General features: G+C 68.6%; 16 protein-coding genes. 3 read left to right on the forward strand and 13 right to left on the reverse strand.

Annotated features, from left to right (window positions below):
- Nucleotides 1-15 precede the first annotated feature (15 nt).
- Complete coding sequence (locus DMH01_RS39860) at nt 16-1272, reverse strand: HNH endonuclease signature motif containing protein (RefSeq protein WP_125684251.1); 1257 nt, start codon at nt 1270-1272, stop codon at nt 16-18.
- A 238-nt stretch (nt 1273-1510) separates the two neighbouring features.
- Between DMH01_RS39860 and DMH01_RS39865 the strand changes: the two genes are divergently transcribed.
- Nucleotides 1511-3319, forward strand: coding sequence for an FUSC family protein (locus DMH01_RS39865; protein ID WP_125684253.1), 1809 nt, complete (start codon nt 1511-1513; stop codon nt 3317-3319).
- Here DMH01_RS39865 and DMH01_RS39870 read toward each other — a convergent pair.
- From DMH01_RS39870 to DMH01_RS39920, 11 genes are all read right to left on the reverse strand, one after another.
- Nucleotides 3316-3876 carry a hypothetical protein gene (locus DMH01_RS39870; RefSeq protein WP_125684255.1) on the reverse strand — a complete coding sequence of 187 codons (561 nt, stop codon included), beginning with the start codon at nt 3874-3876 and terminating at the stop codon, nt 3316-3318. The genes DMH01_RS39865 and DMH01_RS39870 overlap by 4 nt on opposite strands.
- 98 nt (nt 3877-3974) lie before the next feature.
- On the reverse strand, nt 3975-4835 hold the full coding sequence (locus DMH01_RS39875) for a DivIVA domain-containing protein (protein WP_125684257.1): 861 nt from the start codon (nt 4833-4835) through the stop codon (nt 3975-3977).
- Nucleotides 4836-4889: 54 nt separating this feature from the next.
- Nucleotides 4890-5165, reverse strand: a complete 276-nt coding sequence (locus DMH01_RS39880; RefSeq protein WP_005155180.1) for a YggT family protein — start codon at nt 5163-5165, stop codon at nt 4890-4892.
- A gap of 114 nt (nt 5166-5279) precedes the next feature.
- Nucleotides 5280-5894 (reverse strand): cell division protein SepF, encoded by a 615-nt coding sequence (locus DMH01_RS39885; RefSeq protein WP_125684258.1) that lies wholly within the window; start codon nt 5892-5894, stop codon nt 5280-5282.
- 82 nt (nt 5895-5976) lie between these two features.
- Entirely contained in the window at nt 5977-6708 is a 732-nt protein-coding gene (locus tag DMH01_RS39890; protein ID WP_125684260.1) for a YggS family pyridoxal phosphate-dependent enzyme, read from the reverse strand.
- Nucleotides 6705-7412 carry a peptidoglycan editing factor PgeF gene (gene pgeF, locus DMH01_RS39895; protein WP_125684262.1) on the reverse strand — a complete coding sequence of 236 codons (708 nt, stop codon included), beginning with the start codon at nt 7410-7412 and terminating at the stop codon, nt 6705-6707. Before pgeF ends, DMH01_RS39890 begins: the two co-directional genes overlap by 4 nt.
- Nucleotides 7413-7488: 76 nt before the next feature.
- Nucleotides 7489-8811 carry a cell division protein FtsZ gene (ftsZ, locus tag DMH01_RS39900; protein WP_125684264.1) on the reverse strand — a complete coding sequence of 441 codons (1323 nt, stop codon included), beginning with the start codon at nt 8809-8811 and terminating at the stop codon, nt 7489-7491.
- Nucleotides 8812-9061: 250 nt separating this feature from the next.
- The gene (locus tag DMH01_RS39905) at nt 9062-9832 is read right to left on the reverse strand and encodes an anti-sigma factor domain-containing protein (protein ID WP_125684266.1); all 771 of its coding nucleotides are present in this window, start codon (nt 9830-9832) and stop codon (nt 9062-9064) included.
- Nucleotides 9829-10437 carry an ECF RNA polymerase sigma factor SigK gene (gene sigK / locus DMH01_RS39910; protein ID WP_125684268.1) on the reverse strand — a complete coding sequence of 203 codons (609 nt, stop codon included), beginning with the start codon at nt 10435-10437 and terminating at the stop codon, nt 9829-9831. Before sigK ends, DMH01_RS39905 begins: the two co-directional genes overlap by 4 nt.
- Nucleotides 10430-11158 (reverse strand): DUF1365 domain-containing protein, encoded by a 729-nt coding sequence (locus tag DMH01_RS39915; protein WP_199745813.1) that lies wholly within the window; start codon nt 11156-11158, stop codon nt 10430-10432. The genes sigK and DMH01_RS39915 overlap by 8 nt, the downstream gene beginning before the upstream one ends.
- Before the next feature lie 5 nt (nt 11159-11163).
- The gene (locus tag DMH01_RS39920) at nt 11164-12441 is read right to left on the reverse strand and encodes an NAD(P)/FAD-dependent oxidoreductase (RefSeq protein WP_233621858.1); all 1278 of its coding nucleotides are present in this window, start codon (nt 12439-12441) and stop codon (nt 11164-11166) included.
- Nucleotides 12442-12528: 87 nt separating this feature from the next.
- On the opposite strand from DMH01_RS39920, the gene DMH01_RS39925 reads away from it, so the two are divergent.
- Nucleotides 12529-13800 (forward strand): cyclopropane-fatty-acyl-phospholipid synthase family protein, encoded by a 1272-nt coding sequence (locus DMH01_RS39925; protein ID WP_125684272.1) that lies wholly within the window; start codon nt 12529-12531, stop codon nt 13798-13800.
- Nucleotides 13800-14585: a DUF1295 domain-containing protein gene (locus DMH01_RS39930; RefSeq protein ID WP_125684274.1), complete on the forward strand. Its 786-nt coding sequence runs from the start codon at nt 13800-13802 to the stop codon at nt 14583-14585. The genes DMH01_RS39925 and DMH01_RS39930 overlap by 1 nt, the downstream gene beginning before the upstream one ends.
- Here the strand turns inward: DMH01_RS39930 and DMH01_RS39935 are convergent.
- Nucleotides 14572-15081, reverse strand: a complete 510-nt coding sequence (locus DMH01_RS39935) for a DinB family protein (RefSeq protein ID WP_125684276.1) — start codon at nt 15079-15081, stop codon at nt 14572-14574. The two genes, DMH01_RS39930 and DMH01_RS39935, sit on opposite strands and share 14 nt — an antisense overlap.
- Between the last annotated feature and the right edge of the window lie 174 nt (nt 15082-15255).

The following is a 15255-nucleotide window of genomic DNA, read 5'->3' on the forward strand; positions in this document are numbered from 1 at the left end:
CGGGCGTGGGTCGGCCTAGGTCCTGAGGTGCATGGTGTTCCGCCTCGGTGCCCCGGTGGGGTCGAGGTAGGCGGGCGGGGTGAACTCCGGGAGTCCGTCTTGGGCGATCTGGACTTTCCATTCACTGCGGTGGATCAGCCGGTGATGCCGGGTACATAACAGCACGAGATTATCGATCTTAGTTTCGCCGTGATGACGCCAGAAAACGATGTGGTGGGCGGTGCAGCGGGGGACGGGCATGTCGCAGCCAGGAAAGGCGCAGCCGCCGTCGCGGAGGGTCAATGCGTACTTCTGGGCCAGGGACACGGTCCGTTTGGAGCGTCCGATGTCGAGGGGTTCGCCTGCGGTGCCGAGAACACCCGGTCGCACCCGCGCGTCGCAGGCCAGGATCCGGGCGTCGGTGGCACTGATCGGGCCCACCAGATCCAAGTGCGCCTCGCCGAGATCGTTGATCAGGTCGTCGTAGGACATGGTGACGAGAATGTGCGTTGCCTCGCCCGCCTGACCAGGAAGATTCCGGCTAGTGGTCTTCAACCGCACGTAGTCGGTGAAAGCATCCCCATAGCGCTCGTCCTGGCTGCGGGAATCCCGCACCCCGTCGATGGCTTTGTGGGGTTTGGCCATCGGATCCAGATCGGACTTCAACCGGGCGTAGGTTTCCAGGTCGAGTCTGGCTTTCAGGCCCAAGGTGCCGTCGCGGTGTTTGACGAACCGCAACTCCGGGCGGGTGTCCTTGGGGTCTTCGTTGCGGGGTTCTTTCCCGTCCGGGTCGAGCTTGTCCAGCAGGCGGCGTCCGGCGCGGGCGATCTGCCGAGGCCCCGCGCGACGAGCCAGCTCGACGAGAATCTTCTCCCCGGCCCGCACATCTTCTTCGGGAACGGTGGAGGGGATGCGCGCGAGGGTGCGGATGATCGCGTCGATCTGCGAACCCCCGATCGCGCCCTCAGCGGCCGCCACAGCAGTCAGCGGGGCCAGTGGTGGCTCGGGGTCTCCACCGAGGGACGGACCGGGATGCAACGCCAGCACCCGGTCGGCACGGTCACTGGCTTCCTTGTCTGACACGAGGAAGTCTTCGAAAATCAGTGCCGACAACGTTGAATGTCCGCTGCATCCGCGAACCCCGCGGGAATTGATTTCCGCCAGGATCGCGTTCTGCTCTGCATCCGCCTGGCGCTTCACAACTTCCAGTTCCTGTTTACGGGCATGCAGCGTCGCGGTGTCGACGCGCCACCACTCGATGGACGTCCCTGGAGGTGCATCGTCGCTGGCCACGACCTCAAAGCTACTCCGGATCGAACACCTGCGCTAGCTCAAACGGCCCAACAGAGAAAATTGGTCGAAATCAAAAGCGAAGGAGCCTTAAAGCGGCGAAGCACTTTAAGAACGCGAAGGCACCATAAGCACTAACTAGCCGCAGAACACGAATGGCGCTCACCCCATCACCCAGGGCCCGAGTTGCCGTCCCCGCCACCGCCTCTAGGTTGACGGGTATGTCTTTCTGCGAGGCCCGATGAAAGGGCCCGGCCTCCTCATAGTCCTGCTGGTGGTCCTCGGCGGCGTCAGCGGGCTCGGGTTCGTCCTGGGGCTGGGCAACGCGGCCGTCCTGGCGGCCCTCACCGCGCTCTTCTGTCTCATGGCGGCGGTGGGCGGGCCGCTGTGGGCGGATCTGCGGTTGCTGGCGTGGTTCGCGCCCGCGCTGGTCCTCGCGGTCGGGGTGCCGCGGTTGCTGGGCGCGGTGTCGCAGTGGGCGGCGATCGGGCTGCTGGTGGTGATCGTGGTCGTCGCCGGACTTTTGCCCGTGCTCGGGGCACGGTTCGTCACGGTCGGGCTGGGGCTCGGGATGGCGTCGCTGTTCGGGTACGGCTACCAGCTGACGGGGACGGCGTCGGTGGGGCAGATCCTGGGCGCGCCCGCGCTCGCGGTGGGCGTCGTGATCCTGTTGCGGGCCTTGATGGGCGCGAAGGATCCGGCCAAGCCGACCCGTGACGCACTGGCCGACGCGCTCGCGACGGGCTCGTCCGAAACGCAGGAGCGCGCGGCGAGGCTTTGGTTGGCGGACCGGCCTCGTCGCTGGACCGGCCGGGTCCTCGGCGGCATGTTCCGGTATCGGGCGGCCACCGGGTTGCTGGAGATCCGGCGGAAACGGCTGAACAGCGAAGAAATCGGCGAAACGCTCGACGCCGCTGGGGAAGAAGCCGCCAGGCTCGCCGACGCCGTGCGGAGCCAGGCGGCGCCGGGCGAAGTCGAACCGGTGCGGCGCAAGGAACCCACCGGGCTTCCCGGCGCCACGGCGAGGCTCGTCACCGCGCTCTGGGAGGCTCTCGAAACCATCCGGGCCGCGGCGGCCGAACGTGACGAGTCGCGTGTGGACGTTCCGAAAGGACTCCGCAAGGAACTGCGCCGGATCGAGTTGAGCGGCGCGTTTTCCTGGCGGTCGGCGCAGTTCCGGCACGCGCTGCGCTGCGGGCTGGGGGTCGGGCTGGCGCTGGTGGTCGCCAGTTTTCGGCCAGGCGACCCGCTCACCGTATCGTTCCTGCTCGGCACTTTCGCCATCATGCAACCGGAATGGCGGGACAGCCTCGGCAAGGCCTGGCAGCGGATCGGCGGCTCACTCGGCGGCGCCGTCGTGCTCACTCTCGTTCTTTGGCTTCTGCCACAAGGGTTTCTGCTGCCGATCGGGCTCGTCGCGCTACTCGGCGGGTTCTCGTCCATGCAAACGCGTCCGGCGATCTTCAACGGCTGCATGGTCCTGATGTCGGTCGGCATGAACGCGACCACCCGGCATCTCGACCCGCGTTACGTGCTCGTCGAGTACCTGCTTCTGATGGTCCTCGCCGGCGCCATCGCCCTGCTGTTCGGTTTCGCCGCGATCCCCGGCGTGCCGAAACCCGGCCCGGCGGAACGGTTCGAGACCGCCGTCGGCGCCACCAGCGCGCTGCTCGGCTCGGTGGCACGGAAACTGCGCGGCGAGGACGTCGACCCGCGGACGCTCGGCCGCGAGTTCCGGGCCGCCGCCGTCGCACACCACGGTCTGCGAGCCGCGGAGCCAGGCACCAAGGAACCCGCGCCCGGGCAACAGGACGCGCTGGAGAACGCGGCCGAAGCCTTGCGCGGTCTGTCCGTCACGGCGTCGTCGCTCTTGCTACGGCCCGGTTCGGCCGGGGTGGCGGACGCCGTCGACGAGGCGGCCCGCACGCTCGGGACCGAAGAGGCAGCGGAGATCCCGGTGCCCCACGACGCGGACGAGGAGCAGCGGCTGGTGCTCGACACGATCGCCGCCGACGTCGTGGCGGTCGGCGAAGCGGCTCGGAAGCTCTAAGCTTTCTCGCGGTGCTGTCCGGCGATCTCGGCGTCGGGCGTGCACAACGCGCACGGCGTGAAGCCGAGCTGCCGCGCCTCGCCGATGCCGAGCGGGATCGTGTCCCGGGTTTCGAGCCACGTGCACTTGGTCACGTGATAGCGCGGGTACTCGTCGACGACGACGACCTCGGTCTCGAGTTCGGAGACGACCGCCACATCCTCGGGGGCGCTCTCTTCCTCGCCGGGGTCTCCGGTCCGCTGAGGCTCCGAAACCTCTTCCGCGTCGCCCAGCTCACCGGCTGCCGGCATCAAGACGGTCTGCTCGACGTCCTCGGGTTTCTTTTCCTCACCCTCGGCGGTCTCGGCGTCTTCGGAGGCGTCTTCGGCCGGGTCTTCCGGCTCTTCCTCGACGGGAGCCCGCTTCTTCCGGCGGCGCAGCAGATCGAAGAGGAGCAGCAACCCCGCGACGACGGAGACACCGATGGAGATCCAAGCCCACAGGGAGTTCGCGGTGATGAGCGCCGCGACGAGCAGCCCCAGAGCCGCCAGTACCAGTACCAGGACGATGTAGAGCACGGTGAATTACAACACGAGGGCAAAGGGAAACGGCCCCGACCCTCCGGAGAGTGCCGAGGCCGTTCCACTGTGTAGAAACAAACCGGTGTAGAACCAGATCAGCCCGCTTCGGCCCGGGGGCCGAACGAGTAACCCTGTCCGCTACCGGAGGACGGGGACTGCCCCGAGTTCGACGAAGACGCCGACGCGGGAGCCGCCGAACCACGGTCGTCGAGCTCACGCAGCTGGGACTCGAGGAATCCGCGCAGCCTCGTGCGGTACTCCCGCTCGATCGTGCGCAGCTCTTCGATCTTCTTGCCCAGCGAGCCCTTTTCCGCGTTCATGTTGTTCATGGTCTCGGTGTACTTGCGCTGAGCCTCGCGCTCCATGGTCGTCGCCTTGTCGCGCGCCTGGCGCTCCAAGGTCTCGGCACGGGTTCGCGCGTCGTTCAGCATCGTCTCGGCACGCGTGCGCGCCTCGTTCACCATCGAGTCCGACTTGGACCGCGCGTCCGACAACAGCTGCTCGGACTTGGTCCGGGCCTCTGCGAGCATGCCGTCCGACTCGGTCTTGGCCTCGGCGGTGAGCCGGTCGGCCATTTCCTGCGCCAGCCCGAGCACCTTCGCGGCCTGGACGTTGGGCTCCCCGTTGTCCGGCACCATCGAGTGGGCCTGGGTCTGCTCCATCGCCGACTGCGGCGGCGGCACCGGCGCCAGGCGGCGCGACGGCTCGTCGCGTACCTGTGGCGGCGGGCCGACGGCGCCGGCCTTGGCGTTCTCGAGCTCACCACGGGTGGTCTCGAGCTCGTTGTCGAGCTGTTCGACCTGCTGCCGCAGCTCGTTGTTGTCCTCGATCAACCGGGCAAGCTCGGTCTCCACCAGGTCGAGGAACGCGTCCACCTCGTCCTCGTTGTAGCCCCTTTTGCCAATGGGCGGCTTGCTGAACGCGACGTTATGCACGTCAGCGGGGGTCAACGACATCAGATCACCTCACGCACTCCATGGCCTGCAGGTCCACCGGGGCTTCCCCGAAAATCACCCTGGCGTTGCCAGCTGCATCGCGAAGAACACAACCAACAGCAGCACCATAATCGATAAGTCCAGTCCGACGCCGCCGATTCGTACGGTCGGGATGATTCGTCTGAACAGACGAACCGGTGGGTCGGTCACTGTGTAGATGGTCTCGAGCGTTACCGCAACCCCTCCGGCAGGACGCCACTCGCGAGCGAAAGCACGCACGAGCTCGACGACGATCCGTGCCGTCAGCAGGAGCCAGAAGGCGAACAGCACGTACCAGACGACCAGCAACACAGCATTCACGTAACCACTCTGCCATGCCTCGCGTCAAAAGACGCAGTTGACGGGCCGCGGATGGCGATGAGTCGACAAAATCACATCCGGCTGCGCTCAGCGGTCACCGGGTGATCAGCCGCGCAGGAACAATCCGCCTTCGGCAATCCGTCGGCGGTCTTCCGCGGTGACATCCACATCGGGCGGTGAGAGAAGGAACACCTTGTTGGTGACCTTGTCCATCGATCCGCGCAACGCGAAAGCGAGCCCCGCGGCGAAGTCGACGAGACGCTTCGCGTCCGCGTTCTCCATCTCCGTGAGGTTCATGATCACCGGGATGCCTTCCCGGTAGTGCTCCCCGATCGCGCGCGCTTCCGCGTAGCTCGTCGGGTGCAGCGTCGTGATCCGGCTCAACGGGTCACGCACCGGCGGCCGAGCGGGCTCGGTGACCGGCCGCAGCCGCGCGACCGGCTCCGGCTGACGGTCGATCGCCAGCGCTCCGTGGACGGCAGGCTCCGGGCTGGCCACGGAGCGTGACCGAGGCCGCGGCGCGGGCTCGTCATACGTGTCATCGACGTCCCGGTAACGTCCACCCCGTGACCGGGCCGGTGGCTCGTCGTCGTAGTCGTACTCGTCGTCGACATAGTCCTTCGAGGCATAGCCTCGCCGGTAGTCATCCTCGACGTCATAGCCGTCTTCGTCCGCGGGCACCATCCCGAAGTAGGCCTTCAGCTTCTGCAGCGCGCTCATGCCTCTCCCTAGCCTTAGCCGCGTCCCGCACCGTACTCCCCCGCCCTCGCCGCCACTCCCCGTAACAACGAGACGGTATTCCCTAGGGCGAGGCTAAACCGCGCCCACCGAGCAACGCGGTTCCGACACGCACACAGGTCGAGCCGTGCGTGATCGCCTGCTCGAGATCATTGCTCATTCCGGCGGAGATCTCACGGGCATTTGGGTGTTCTTCCCGTAGACGCTCCGACGCACGAGCGAGTTTCCCGAACGCCTCCGCGGGATCAGTACCCAACGGCGCCACCGCCATAAGCCCTCGGAGGCGAATATCACCCACATGGGCTATCCGCTCCGCCAAATGGCTCACTTCGCTCAACCGAATGCCCCCGCGCTTCGGATCGTCATCGAGACTTACTTGAATGAGGACGTCCAGCGGGTGCTCGCGTTGCCCGGAATCCAGTGCCGACTTGGTCGCCTTCGCGAGCGCTTCGGCGAGGCGTTCGGAGTCGACGGACTGGACCTCGTCCGCCCAGCGCACGACCGATTTGGCCTTGTTCCGCTGCAGGCTGCCGACCATGTGCCAGCGGATCCGGGCGTCCGGGCGGAGACCGGCGACCTCTTCGGCTTTCGCGCCGGCTTCCTGATCGCGGTTCTCGGCGAGGTCGAGCGCGCCGAGGTCGGCGAGCAGCGCGGCGTCGAGGGCCGGGAAGGTCTTGGTGACCGCGAGCAACTTGACCTCGTCGCGGGCACGGCCGGCGGCCTCGCACGCGGCGGCGATCCGCTCTTCCACTTCGGCGAGGGACGCGGCGAGTTCCCCCTTGCGGGCGTCACTCACGACGCGTCCAGCCACGTGATACCCGCGATCCGGCCGGTGGTGCCGTCGCGGCGGAAGCTGAAGAGCGTCTTGTCTTCGTTGGTACAGCGTGGATCGACGCCGATCTTGCCGACGCCGAGGTCGGCCAGCTGCCGCCAGAGCCCGGCGCGCAGGTCGAGCCCCGGCGTTCCCTTGCGGGTTTTGCAGGCGCTGCCCGGCACGTGTTTCTCGACGTCGGCGGCCATGTCGGCGGGGACTTCGTAGCAGTCGCCGCAGATCGCGGGGCCGAGCAGCGCTTCGGTGCGGGCCGGTTCGGCGCCGACCGAACGCATCGCCTCGATCGCGGCGGGGACGACGCCGACCCTGGCGCCGACGCGGCCCGCGTGGACGGCGGCGACGACCCCGGCTTCGGCGTCGGCCAGCAGAAGCGGTACGCAGTCGGCGACGAGCACCACGAGCGCGAGGCCGGGCTCGGCGGTCACGAGCGCGTCGGTCGCTTCGGCGGCGGAGGTCTCCGAACCGTCGACGACGGTGGCGGTCCGGCCGTGGACCTGCTCCATCCACGCCAGCCTGTCCTCGGCGAGGCCGAGTTCGGCGGCGAGGCGCTTGCGGTTGGCGTAGACGTCGCCCGCGTCGTCACCGACGTGATCACCGAGGTTGAAGGTGTCGTAAGGCGGCCGGGAGGCCCCGCCCGCCCTGGTCGTGACAATCCGCCGTACCCGCACGCGTTTCCTCCTAGACCTGAGTGAAGGCCCCCTCGACAGTAGTCAAGGAGGCCTTCACGGAACGTACTGGCGAGAACTACCGCCGCATGAACGGGGGAACGTCGACCTCGTCGTCCGACGGGTCGTCGTGCACCGGGGTGGCGCGACCGGGCAGGCTGCCGTGGTTCGAGTTCGACCCGATCGGCGAGTAGCCGCGCGAACCGCCGCCGGGCTGCGGGAGCCCGCCGGTCATCGACCCGTTGCCCTCGTTACGGGCGGACGGCATCGGCGTGTGCGTGCGCGGCGGCGCGACCGGGTAGCCGTTCGAACCGGTCGACGGCACCGGCGTGGCGCCCGAAGGCGGGCTCTGCACCGGGGTCGCCCCGCCGCCGTTGACCTGACCGGCCTGTGCGGACGCGGTCGAGTTCGAGCGGGAGCCGAACGCCGGCGGGTCGAGCTTCTTGTGAGTCGGGGTGCCGGCGTCGAAACCGGCCGCGATCACGGTGACCCGGACCTCGTCGCCGAGCGAGTCGTCGATGATCGTCCCGAAGATGATGTTGGCGTCGGGGTGCGCGGATTCCTGCACCAGCGACGCGGCCTCGTTGATCTCGAACAGGCCGAGGTCCGAGCCGCCCGCGATCGACAGCAGCGCGCCGTGCGCCCCGTCCATCGACGCTTCCAGCAGCGGCGAGTTGATCGCCTTCTCCGCCGCCTGGATCGCCCGGCCCTCGCCGCGCGCCGAGCCGATGCCCATCAGCGCGGAACCCGCGCCGGACATGACGCTCTTGACGTCGGCGAAGTCCAGGTTGATCAGACCCGGTGTGGTGATCAGGTCGGTGATGCCCTGGACACCCGAAAGGAGGACCTCGTCCGCCGAGCGGAAGGCGTCCATCAGCGAGACACCGATGTCGCCCAGCTGCAGCAGCCGGTCGTTCGGGATGACGATGAGGGTGTCGCATTCGTTGCGCAGCTGCTGGATGCCGTCTTCGGCCTGCTTGCTGCGGCGCTTGCCCTCGAAGGTGAACGGGCGGGTGACGACGCCGATGGTCAGCGCGCCGAGCTTGCGGGCGATCTGGGCGACGACCGGCGCGCCACCGGTGCCGGTGCCACCGCCCTCACCCGCGGTCACGAACACCATGTCGGCGCCCTTGATGACCTCTTCGATCTCTTCGCGGTGGTCCTCGGCGGCCTTCTGCCCCACTTCGGGGGCGGCGCCGGCACCGAGGCCGCGGGTCAGTTCCCGGCCGATGTCGAGCTTGACGTCGGCGTCGGACATGAGCAGTGCCTGCGCGTCGGTGTTCACCGCGATGAACTCGACACCCTTGAGGCCGACCTCGATCATGCGGTTCACGGCGTTCACTCCGCCGCCGCCGATACCGACGACCTTGATCACCGCAAGGTAGTTGTGCGGGGGCGTCATCGGAGCCGCCTTCCTGATCGTGTGTGCTCGTGCTGCCCGCCGGTCGCTGAGCCTGGGCCGAACCCTCGAGCTGAAGTTCAGATTGAGAGTTATGTCAACTGCCGACGTTGAAGCAGGACGGTATGCACCAGGCTGGCTCGAATCCAGTAGCCACGCCGTGTGTCGCAAAGGTGTTTTGCCACAACATGTTCGCGGGCGCAAGAGCGAGACCCGGTCGCGGCGGCGAACGGCGGCCTGGTAAAAGCGGGGATCAGGTGGGCATGGACATGACCATGACGACGTCCTTCGACGGTGATCCCGTCGGTGATCCGCCCGCCTGTTCGACGCTGAGCGCGAACTTCTCGGCCCCGCCGAGACCGTCGGCGACCAGCAGCGCACCGTCCTGACCACCGGAAATGAGCCCGGCGGGTTTGGGCGCGGTGCCCGGGTACATCAGCCAGGCCTGGTAGATCCGGCCCGGTTCGTTCTTCGGCAGCTGCGCCGCCATGAACACCAGCCGGTCCTTCGCGCGCGACATCATCACAGTCCCGCCGCCACCAGCAGAGGTCTCGGCGTGCCCGGTCCGGAGGTCGGCGGCCGAAAGGACGTCGGCGACCGGGGCGTACCGGTCCGCGTACTCCGCCGCCCGCTCTCGCGCTGCGGTCAGCTGCGAGTGGTTGTCGTAGGCGATCCCGCCGAACACGGCGGTGCCCGCCAGCCCGACGACCGCCGCCGCGACCGCGGCGATCGCCCAGCGCGGGGCGCGACGCCTGTCCTTGACGCGCTCCCCGGCGCCGAACCGCGTCTTCGGCGGCTGCTGCCTGGTCGCCATCGCCTCGGCGAGCACGCGGCGTTTGAGCTCGGGCGGCGGGTCTTCGGCCAGCGCGGCACCGAGCCGGGTCGCGGTCATCTGCAGTTCGAGGACCTCTTGCGCGCACGACGCGCATTCGGCGAGGTGCCGCTGGAACTGGGCACGCTCCACTTCGGACAGCGCGTCGACGGCGTAGGCGCCGGTGAGCGTGTGCATCTCGGGCATGGTCATGCCGTCACCCCCAAACAGTCCCGGAGCCTGATCAGGCCGTCCCGGAGCCGGGTCTTGATGGTTCCGTGCGGGGTCTGCAGCACCTCTGAGACCTCGCGATAGGTATAGCCCTGGTAGTAGGCGAGCAGCACGGATTCCCGTTGCAGCTCGGTCAAGGTCGTGAGACAGCGGCGTACCTGCGACCGTTCCCAGCGGGCCGCGACGGCCTCGGCCACCTCGTCGAAGGGCCGGGCGCGGGCGGCCTCGAAGGTCGCCTTGACCTCGCGATCCGAACTGGCGCGCGCCGAGCGGACGCGGTCGACGGCACGGCGGTGCGCGAGCGTCATGGCCCAGTTCAGCGCGCTCCCCCGCTCCGGGGAGTAGCGCGCGGCCGTGCGCCACAGCTCCACCATGACCTCCTGAGTGACCTCTTCGGACTGCGCGGCGTCACGGAGGATCCGGCGCACGAGGCCGAGGACCGGGCCGGCGAGCCGGTCGTAGAGGGCGTCGAAGGCGCGCTCGTCGCCCTTCGCGACCCGGACGAGCAGTTCCTCGGCCGTCGGTCCGGCCGGTTCGCCGTCGCCGGGGACGGGCGCCATCCGGCGCGGGCGTGCCGATTCATCCATCAAGCCTGCCTCCGGCCGTCTGCGGCGTCCGCCGGGTGATCGGCGCCTTCTTCAACCACAGTCTGACCCCGTGCCGCCGGATCAGCGCGGAGACCCGGTGCGGCATGAGCGGGCGGGTGATCAGCAGGTGCGCCAGCCATCTCGTGGTTGCGGGCCGCCGCACGCCCCGCAGCGACGCGGTCAGCGGCGTCCGCCCGTACTGGTGGAGGGCGATCTTGACCGAGAGCAGCGACTCCGGCCTCGGCACCGCCATCCGGTACTCGCCGTCCATCGACTGGAACGGCGAGACGTAGAACTCCTTGTCCGCGAAGGCGTTCCCGTCCGCGTCGGGCCGCAGGAGGTACGCGTGCCTGCCGCCGTAGGTGTTGTGGACCTCGGCGACCACGCATTCCAGTCCACCGTCGGGCCGGTGGCACCAGTACAGGGTGATCGGGTTGAAGTTGTGGCCGAGCATCCGAGCGCCGGCCAGCATCAGCACCCGGCCGCCGCGAAGGTCGACGCCGCGCGCCGCGAGCCAGCGGTCCAATTTGGACCTGATGCTGGAGGTGTCCTCGGGCGCGAAGTGGTCTCGCGGGTCGAAGCGAGCGAAGGGGCGCAGCCACCATGGCAGCTTCGGCGGCATATCGAGGTCGATGAACCACAGGTAGATCCGGTGGGCGAACGACATCGGCGGGTCTTCGCGCCGGACATGCGCCACCGTGGAGTCGTAGAGCACGGCCATGACGGTCACCAGCGCACCTCGAAGTTCTCGGCCGCGCGGACACCGGAAGCGCAGCCGTCCTCGTGGAACCCCCAGCCGTGGTACGCGCCGGCGAAGGCGACTGTGTCGTCGTTGAGCTCGGGCAGGCGACGCTGGGCGGCCACGGATTCCGGGGTGTAGACGGGGTGTTCGTAGGTCATCTTGGCCAGCACCGAACCGGCCTCGGGCACGGCGCCGGGGTTGAGCGTGACGACGTAGCCGGTCGGTTCGTCGAGCCGCATCAGGCGGTTCATGTCGTAGGACACCCGGACCGCGCCGTGGCCGGCACCGCAGAACGGGGTGGCGTAGTTCCAGCCAGCCCGCGCCGAGTCCGCTGCCGGGAGCACACCGGTGTCGGTGTGCAGCCACGCCTCGTTGCTGGAGTACCGGAACGCGCCGAGGACCTCGCGCTCGGCCGCGGTCGGCGAAGTGAGCAGCTTCAGCGCCTGGTCCGCGTGCGTGGCCAGGACGACCTTGTCCAGCCGGTGCCGCGTGTCGGCGTCGTCGCGGACCTCGATCCCCCTCGCGGTGCGCTTGACCGAGCGGACCGGCGTCGACAGATGCACGGCGGTCAGCTGCTTGGCGGCCAGCTCGACGTATTCGCGCGAGCCGCCGACGACGGTGCGCCACCTCGGGGACCCGCCGACCGACAGCATCCCGTGGTTGCGCAGGAACTCGAAGAGGTAGCGCGCGGGGTACTTCAGGGTGTCGGTGCGGTCCGCGGACCAGACGGTCGAGACGATCGGGAGCATGAAGTGGTCGACGAAGTACTTCGTGTACCCGCCGATCGCGAGGAAGGCGCCGAGGGTGACGTCTCCGGCCTCGGGTGCGTCGAGGACGCGCTTCGCGTGCCGGTGGAAGCGCTTGACGTCGGCGAGCATCCGCAGATAGCTCCCGCGTGCGACGTTGCGCGGCTGGGCGAACAGGCCCTTCAGTCCCTTGGCGCCGGCGTACTCGAGACCGCAGCCGTCGCAGCGGATGCTCATCGACATCTCGGTGTCGCGGGTGGCGACGCCCAGTTCGGCGAACAGGCGGAGGAGATTCGGATAGGTGCGCTCGTTGTGCACGATGAACCCGGAGTCGACGCCGACGGTGCCGCCGTGCGCGCTCGGGACGTCGTGGGTGTGCGCGTGCCCGCCCAGCCTGTCGTCGGCTTCGAACAGCAATACCTCGTAGCGGCGTTGGAGCAGGTAGGCCGCCGTGAGCCCGGCGACGCCGCTGCCGATGACTCCGATGCGTTGACCCTTGGTGTGCACATGAGGCATTCGGAGCCGGATCGGGCGAGGATTGGATCTCGTGAACCGGCTGAGCATCCGACCCATCCCTTTCCGGTCCGGGAGCGAATGACGACTATGCCGAACAGTCCCGCGTCCCGCCTAGTCCCGTTCGCCGAGCGGCTCCTCGGCGGCTCCCTCCCGGTCGGTCTGCGTACCTGGGATGGCGTACGTGCCGGTCCGCCGGATGCGCCGACCGTGGTACTCCGCAACCGGCGTGCCCTCCGCCGTCTCCTCTACGCCCCCGGCGAATTGGGTCTGGCGAGGGCCTACGTCTCCGGTGATCTCGATGTCGAAGGCGACCTCACCGACGGATTCCGCCGGATCTGGGCGCTGACCCGATCGGGTGCCCTGCGCGGCGTCAGTCTGGGCCCGCGCGAATGGGCCGAGGCGCTGCGGATCGCCGTGCGCCTCGGTGTCGTCGGGCCGCCGCCCAAACCGCCCGCCGAGGAAGCCCGGTTGTCCGGGAAGCTGCACACCCTGCTTCGCGACAAGTCGGCCATCGCGCACCACTACGACCTCGGCAACGCGTTCTACCAGCTGTTGCTCGACGAATCGATGGCCTACTCGTCCGGCTACTGGACCTCCGACGAGGACGGATACGGCGTCGAGCAGGCTCAATGGGACAAACTCGAGCTGATCTGCCGCAAGCTCGGCCTGCGGCCCGGGATGCGGCTGCTCGACGTCGGCTGCGGCTGGGGCTCGCTGCTGGTGCACGCCGCGAAGCACCACGGCGTCCAGGCCATCGGGATCACGCTGTCGGCGGAGCAACAGCAGCACGTCCGAGGCCGCCTCGCCCAGCACGATCTGGAGGAACGGGTCGAGGTCCGGCGGCAGGACTATCGCGAACTGCATGATGAGCCGTTCGACGCGGTCGCGTCCATCGAGATGGGTGAACACGTCGGCGAGGAGAACTACCCCGAGTACACGCGGACGCTGTACCGGATGCTCAAGCCCACCGGACGGCTGGTCCTGCAGCAGATGTCGCGCGGCGCGGTGGCCCCCGGCGGCGGCGCGTTCATCGAGCGCTACATCGCCCCCGACATGACGATGCGGCCGCTGAGCCGCACGCTCGGGCATCTGGAGACCGCAGGGTTCGAGATCCGCGACGTCCACGCGCTGCGCGAGCACTACGTGCGTACGGTCCGGGCGTGGGAGCGGACGCTCGAAAGCAACTGGGACGACGTCGTGGCTCTGATCGGTGAGTCCGGTGCGCGGGTCTGGCGGCTGTACCTGGTCGGCGGCGCGCTCGCGTTCGAGGAGAACCGGATGGGCGTGGACCAGATCCTGGCGGTCCGCCCCTCCGATGAAGGCTTGAGCGCGCTGCCCGCCACCCGGGAGTGGTCCTGATGCCCCTCGGCGGGACCCTCGCGGTGACCGCGGGCGCGACCCTCGTGGCCTTCGTCGTCACCTTCGGCATCGCGCGGTGGCGCAAGCGGTACGACACCGTCGACACGTTCTGGGGGCCGGGCTTCGCGCTCGTCGCGCTGGTGGCGGCACCGCTCGGGGACGGGTCGGTGGCGCTGCGCGTGGTCACCGCGCTGCTGACCACGATCTGGGGTGTGCGCCTCGGCGTCCACCTCCACCTGCGCAACCACAAACTGCCCGAAGACCCGCGGTACGTGCGGATGGCGGAGAACGCCGGGGAGAATCCGGCGCTCAAGCTCTTCGTCCGCGTGTACCTGGTCCAGGCGGTGGTGCTGTGGTTCGTCTCGCTGCCGGTCCAGTTCGCGATGTACGGCGGCACCTTCGGGGTGACGGCGTGGCTCGGTGTCGCGCTGTGGCTGGCCGGCTTCGGGTTCGAGACGATCGGCGACGAACAGCTGCGGCGTTTCAAGGCCGACCCGGCGAACAAGGGGAAGGTCCTCGACAGCGGGCTGTGGCGCTATACCCGGCATCCGAACTACTTCGGCGACGCGTGCGTGTGGTGGGGCCTGTATCTGCTGGCGTGTACGAGCTGGGTGGGGGCGGCGACGATCCTGTCGCCGATCGCGATGACGTACACGCTGGCCAAGGGGACCGGAAAACCTTTGCTGGAGAAGGGTTTGCGGCGTTCCCGGCCGGGATACGCGGCATACGTCGAGCGGACCAGCGGGTTCTTCCCGCTACCCCCTCGCCGCACTACTCCCCGGTGAGACCGTCGGTCAGTTCGCGCAACAGGTCGAGGTGGCCGGCGTGCCTGCCGGTCTCCTCGATCATGTGCGCGACCACGAACCGGACGTTGACCTTGCGGTCGCCGCGGAAGGGGACCTCGTCGTCCAGCCCCATCGCGGCGACGATCGCGCGGCTCCGCTCGCACTCGGCCTCGTAGGCGGCGATCAGCTGCTCGATCGGGGTCTGCATGGCGACCCGGAACTCGGCGTCCGGATCGACCTCCAGTGCCTCCTTCCAGACGTCCTCCTGCCCGTTGAGCACCACGTTGAACCAGTACTGCTCGACGAGCGTCAGATGCCCGAGCAGACCGGCGACGGTGGTCAGTTCGCTGGGGACGAGCGGACGGCGGGCCTGCTCGTCGGTGAGGCCGGAACATTTCCACACGACGGTGGCGCGGAGGAAGTCGAGGAAGCCGTTCAGCTGCGTGCGCTCGTCGCCGGTGAGCGGCGGTTCGGGGCGCTTCGGTTCGTCGGTCATGGTGGTGCAGTCTGCCGGTTTCCTCGGATGATCCGCTAACGAGTTACCCGGGGACGCACTTGTCCACCATCTGCCGCAGAGCCGTGGTCCATGTCCGAACGTGATCCCATCGTTCGAGTGAAACCAGCGGTAGTTAGCGCCCCTGAAACATGACGACCACCCGCTCGTCATGTC

The organism is Amycolatopsis sp. WAC 04182 (assembly GCF_003947465.1).
GTDB lineage: Bacteria > Actinomycetota > Actinomycetes > Mycobacteriales > Pseudonocardiaceae > Amycolatopsis.

Coding starts and splice junctions, on each gene's coding strand:
- DMH01_RS39865 (WP_125684253.1), top strand. CDS start 1,511: ATGAAAGGGCCCGGCCTCCTCATAGTCCTGCTGGTGGTCCTCGGCGGC.
- DMH01_RS39875 (WP_125684257.1), bottom strand. CDS start 4,835: ATGTCGTTGACCCCCGCTGACGTGCATAACGTCGCGTTCAGCAAGCCG.
- DMH01_RS39885 (WP_125684258.1), bottom strand. CDS start 5,894: ATGAGCGCGCTGCAGAAGCTGAAGGCCTACTTCGGGATGGTGCCCGCG.
- ftsZ (WP_125684264.1), bottom strand. CDS start 8,811: ATGACGCCCCCGCACAACTACCTTGCGGTGATCAAGGTCGTCGGTATC.
- DMH01_RS39905 (WP_125684266.1), bottom strand. CDS start 9,832: ATGACCATGCCCGAGATGCACACGCTCACCGGCGCCTACGCCGTCGAC.
- sigK (WP_125684268.1), bottom strand. CDS start 10,437: ATGGATGAATCGGCACGCCCGCGCCGGATGGCGCCCGTCCCCGGCGAC.
- DMH01_RS39915 (WP_199745813.1), bottom strand. CDS start 11,158: ATGGCCGTGCTCTACGACTCCACGGTGGCGCATGTCCGGCGCGAAGAC.
- DMH01_RS39920 (WP_233621858.1), bottom strand. CDS start 12,441: ATGCCTCATGTGCACACCAAGGGTCAACGCATCGGAGTCATCGGCAGC.
- DMH01_RS39925 (WP_125684272.1), top strand. CDS start 12,529: ATGCCGAACAGTCCCGCGTCCCGCCTAGTCCCGTTCGCCGAGCGGCTC.
- DMH01_RS39930 (WP_125684274.1), top strand. CDS start 13,800: ATGCCCCTCGGCGGGACCCTCGCGGTGACCGCGGGCGCGACCCTCGTG.
- DMH01_RS39935 (WP_125684276.1), bottom strand. CDS start 15,081: ATGACCGACGAACCGAAGCGCCCCGAACCGCCGCTCACCGGCGACGAG.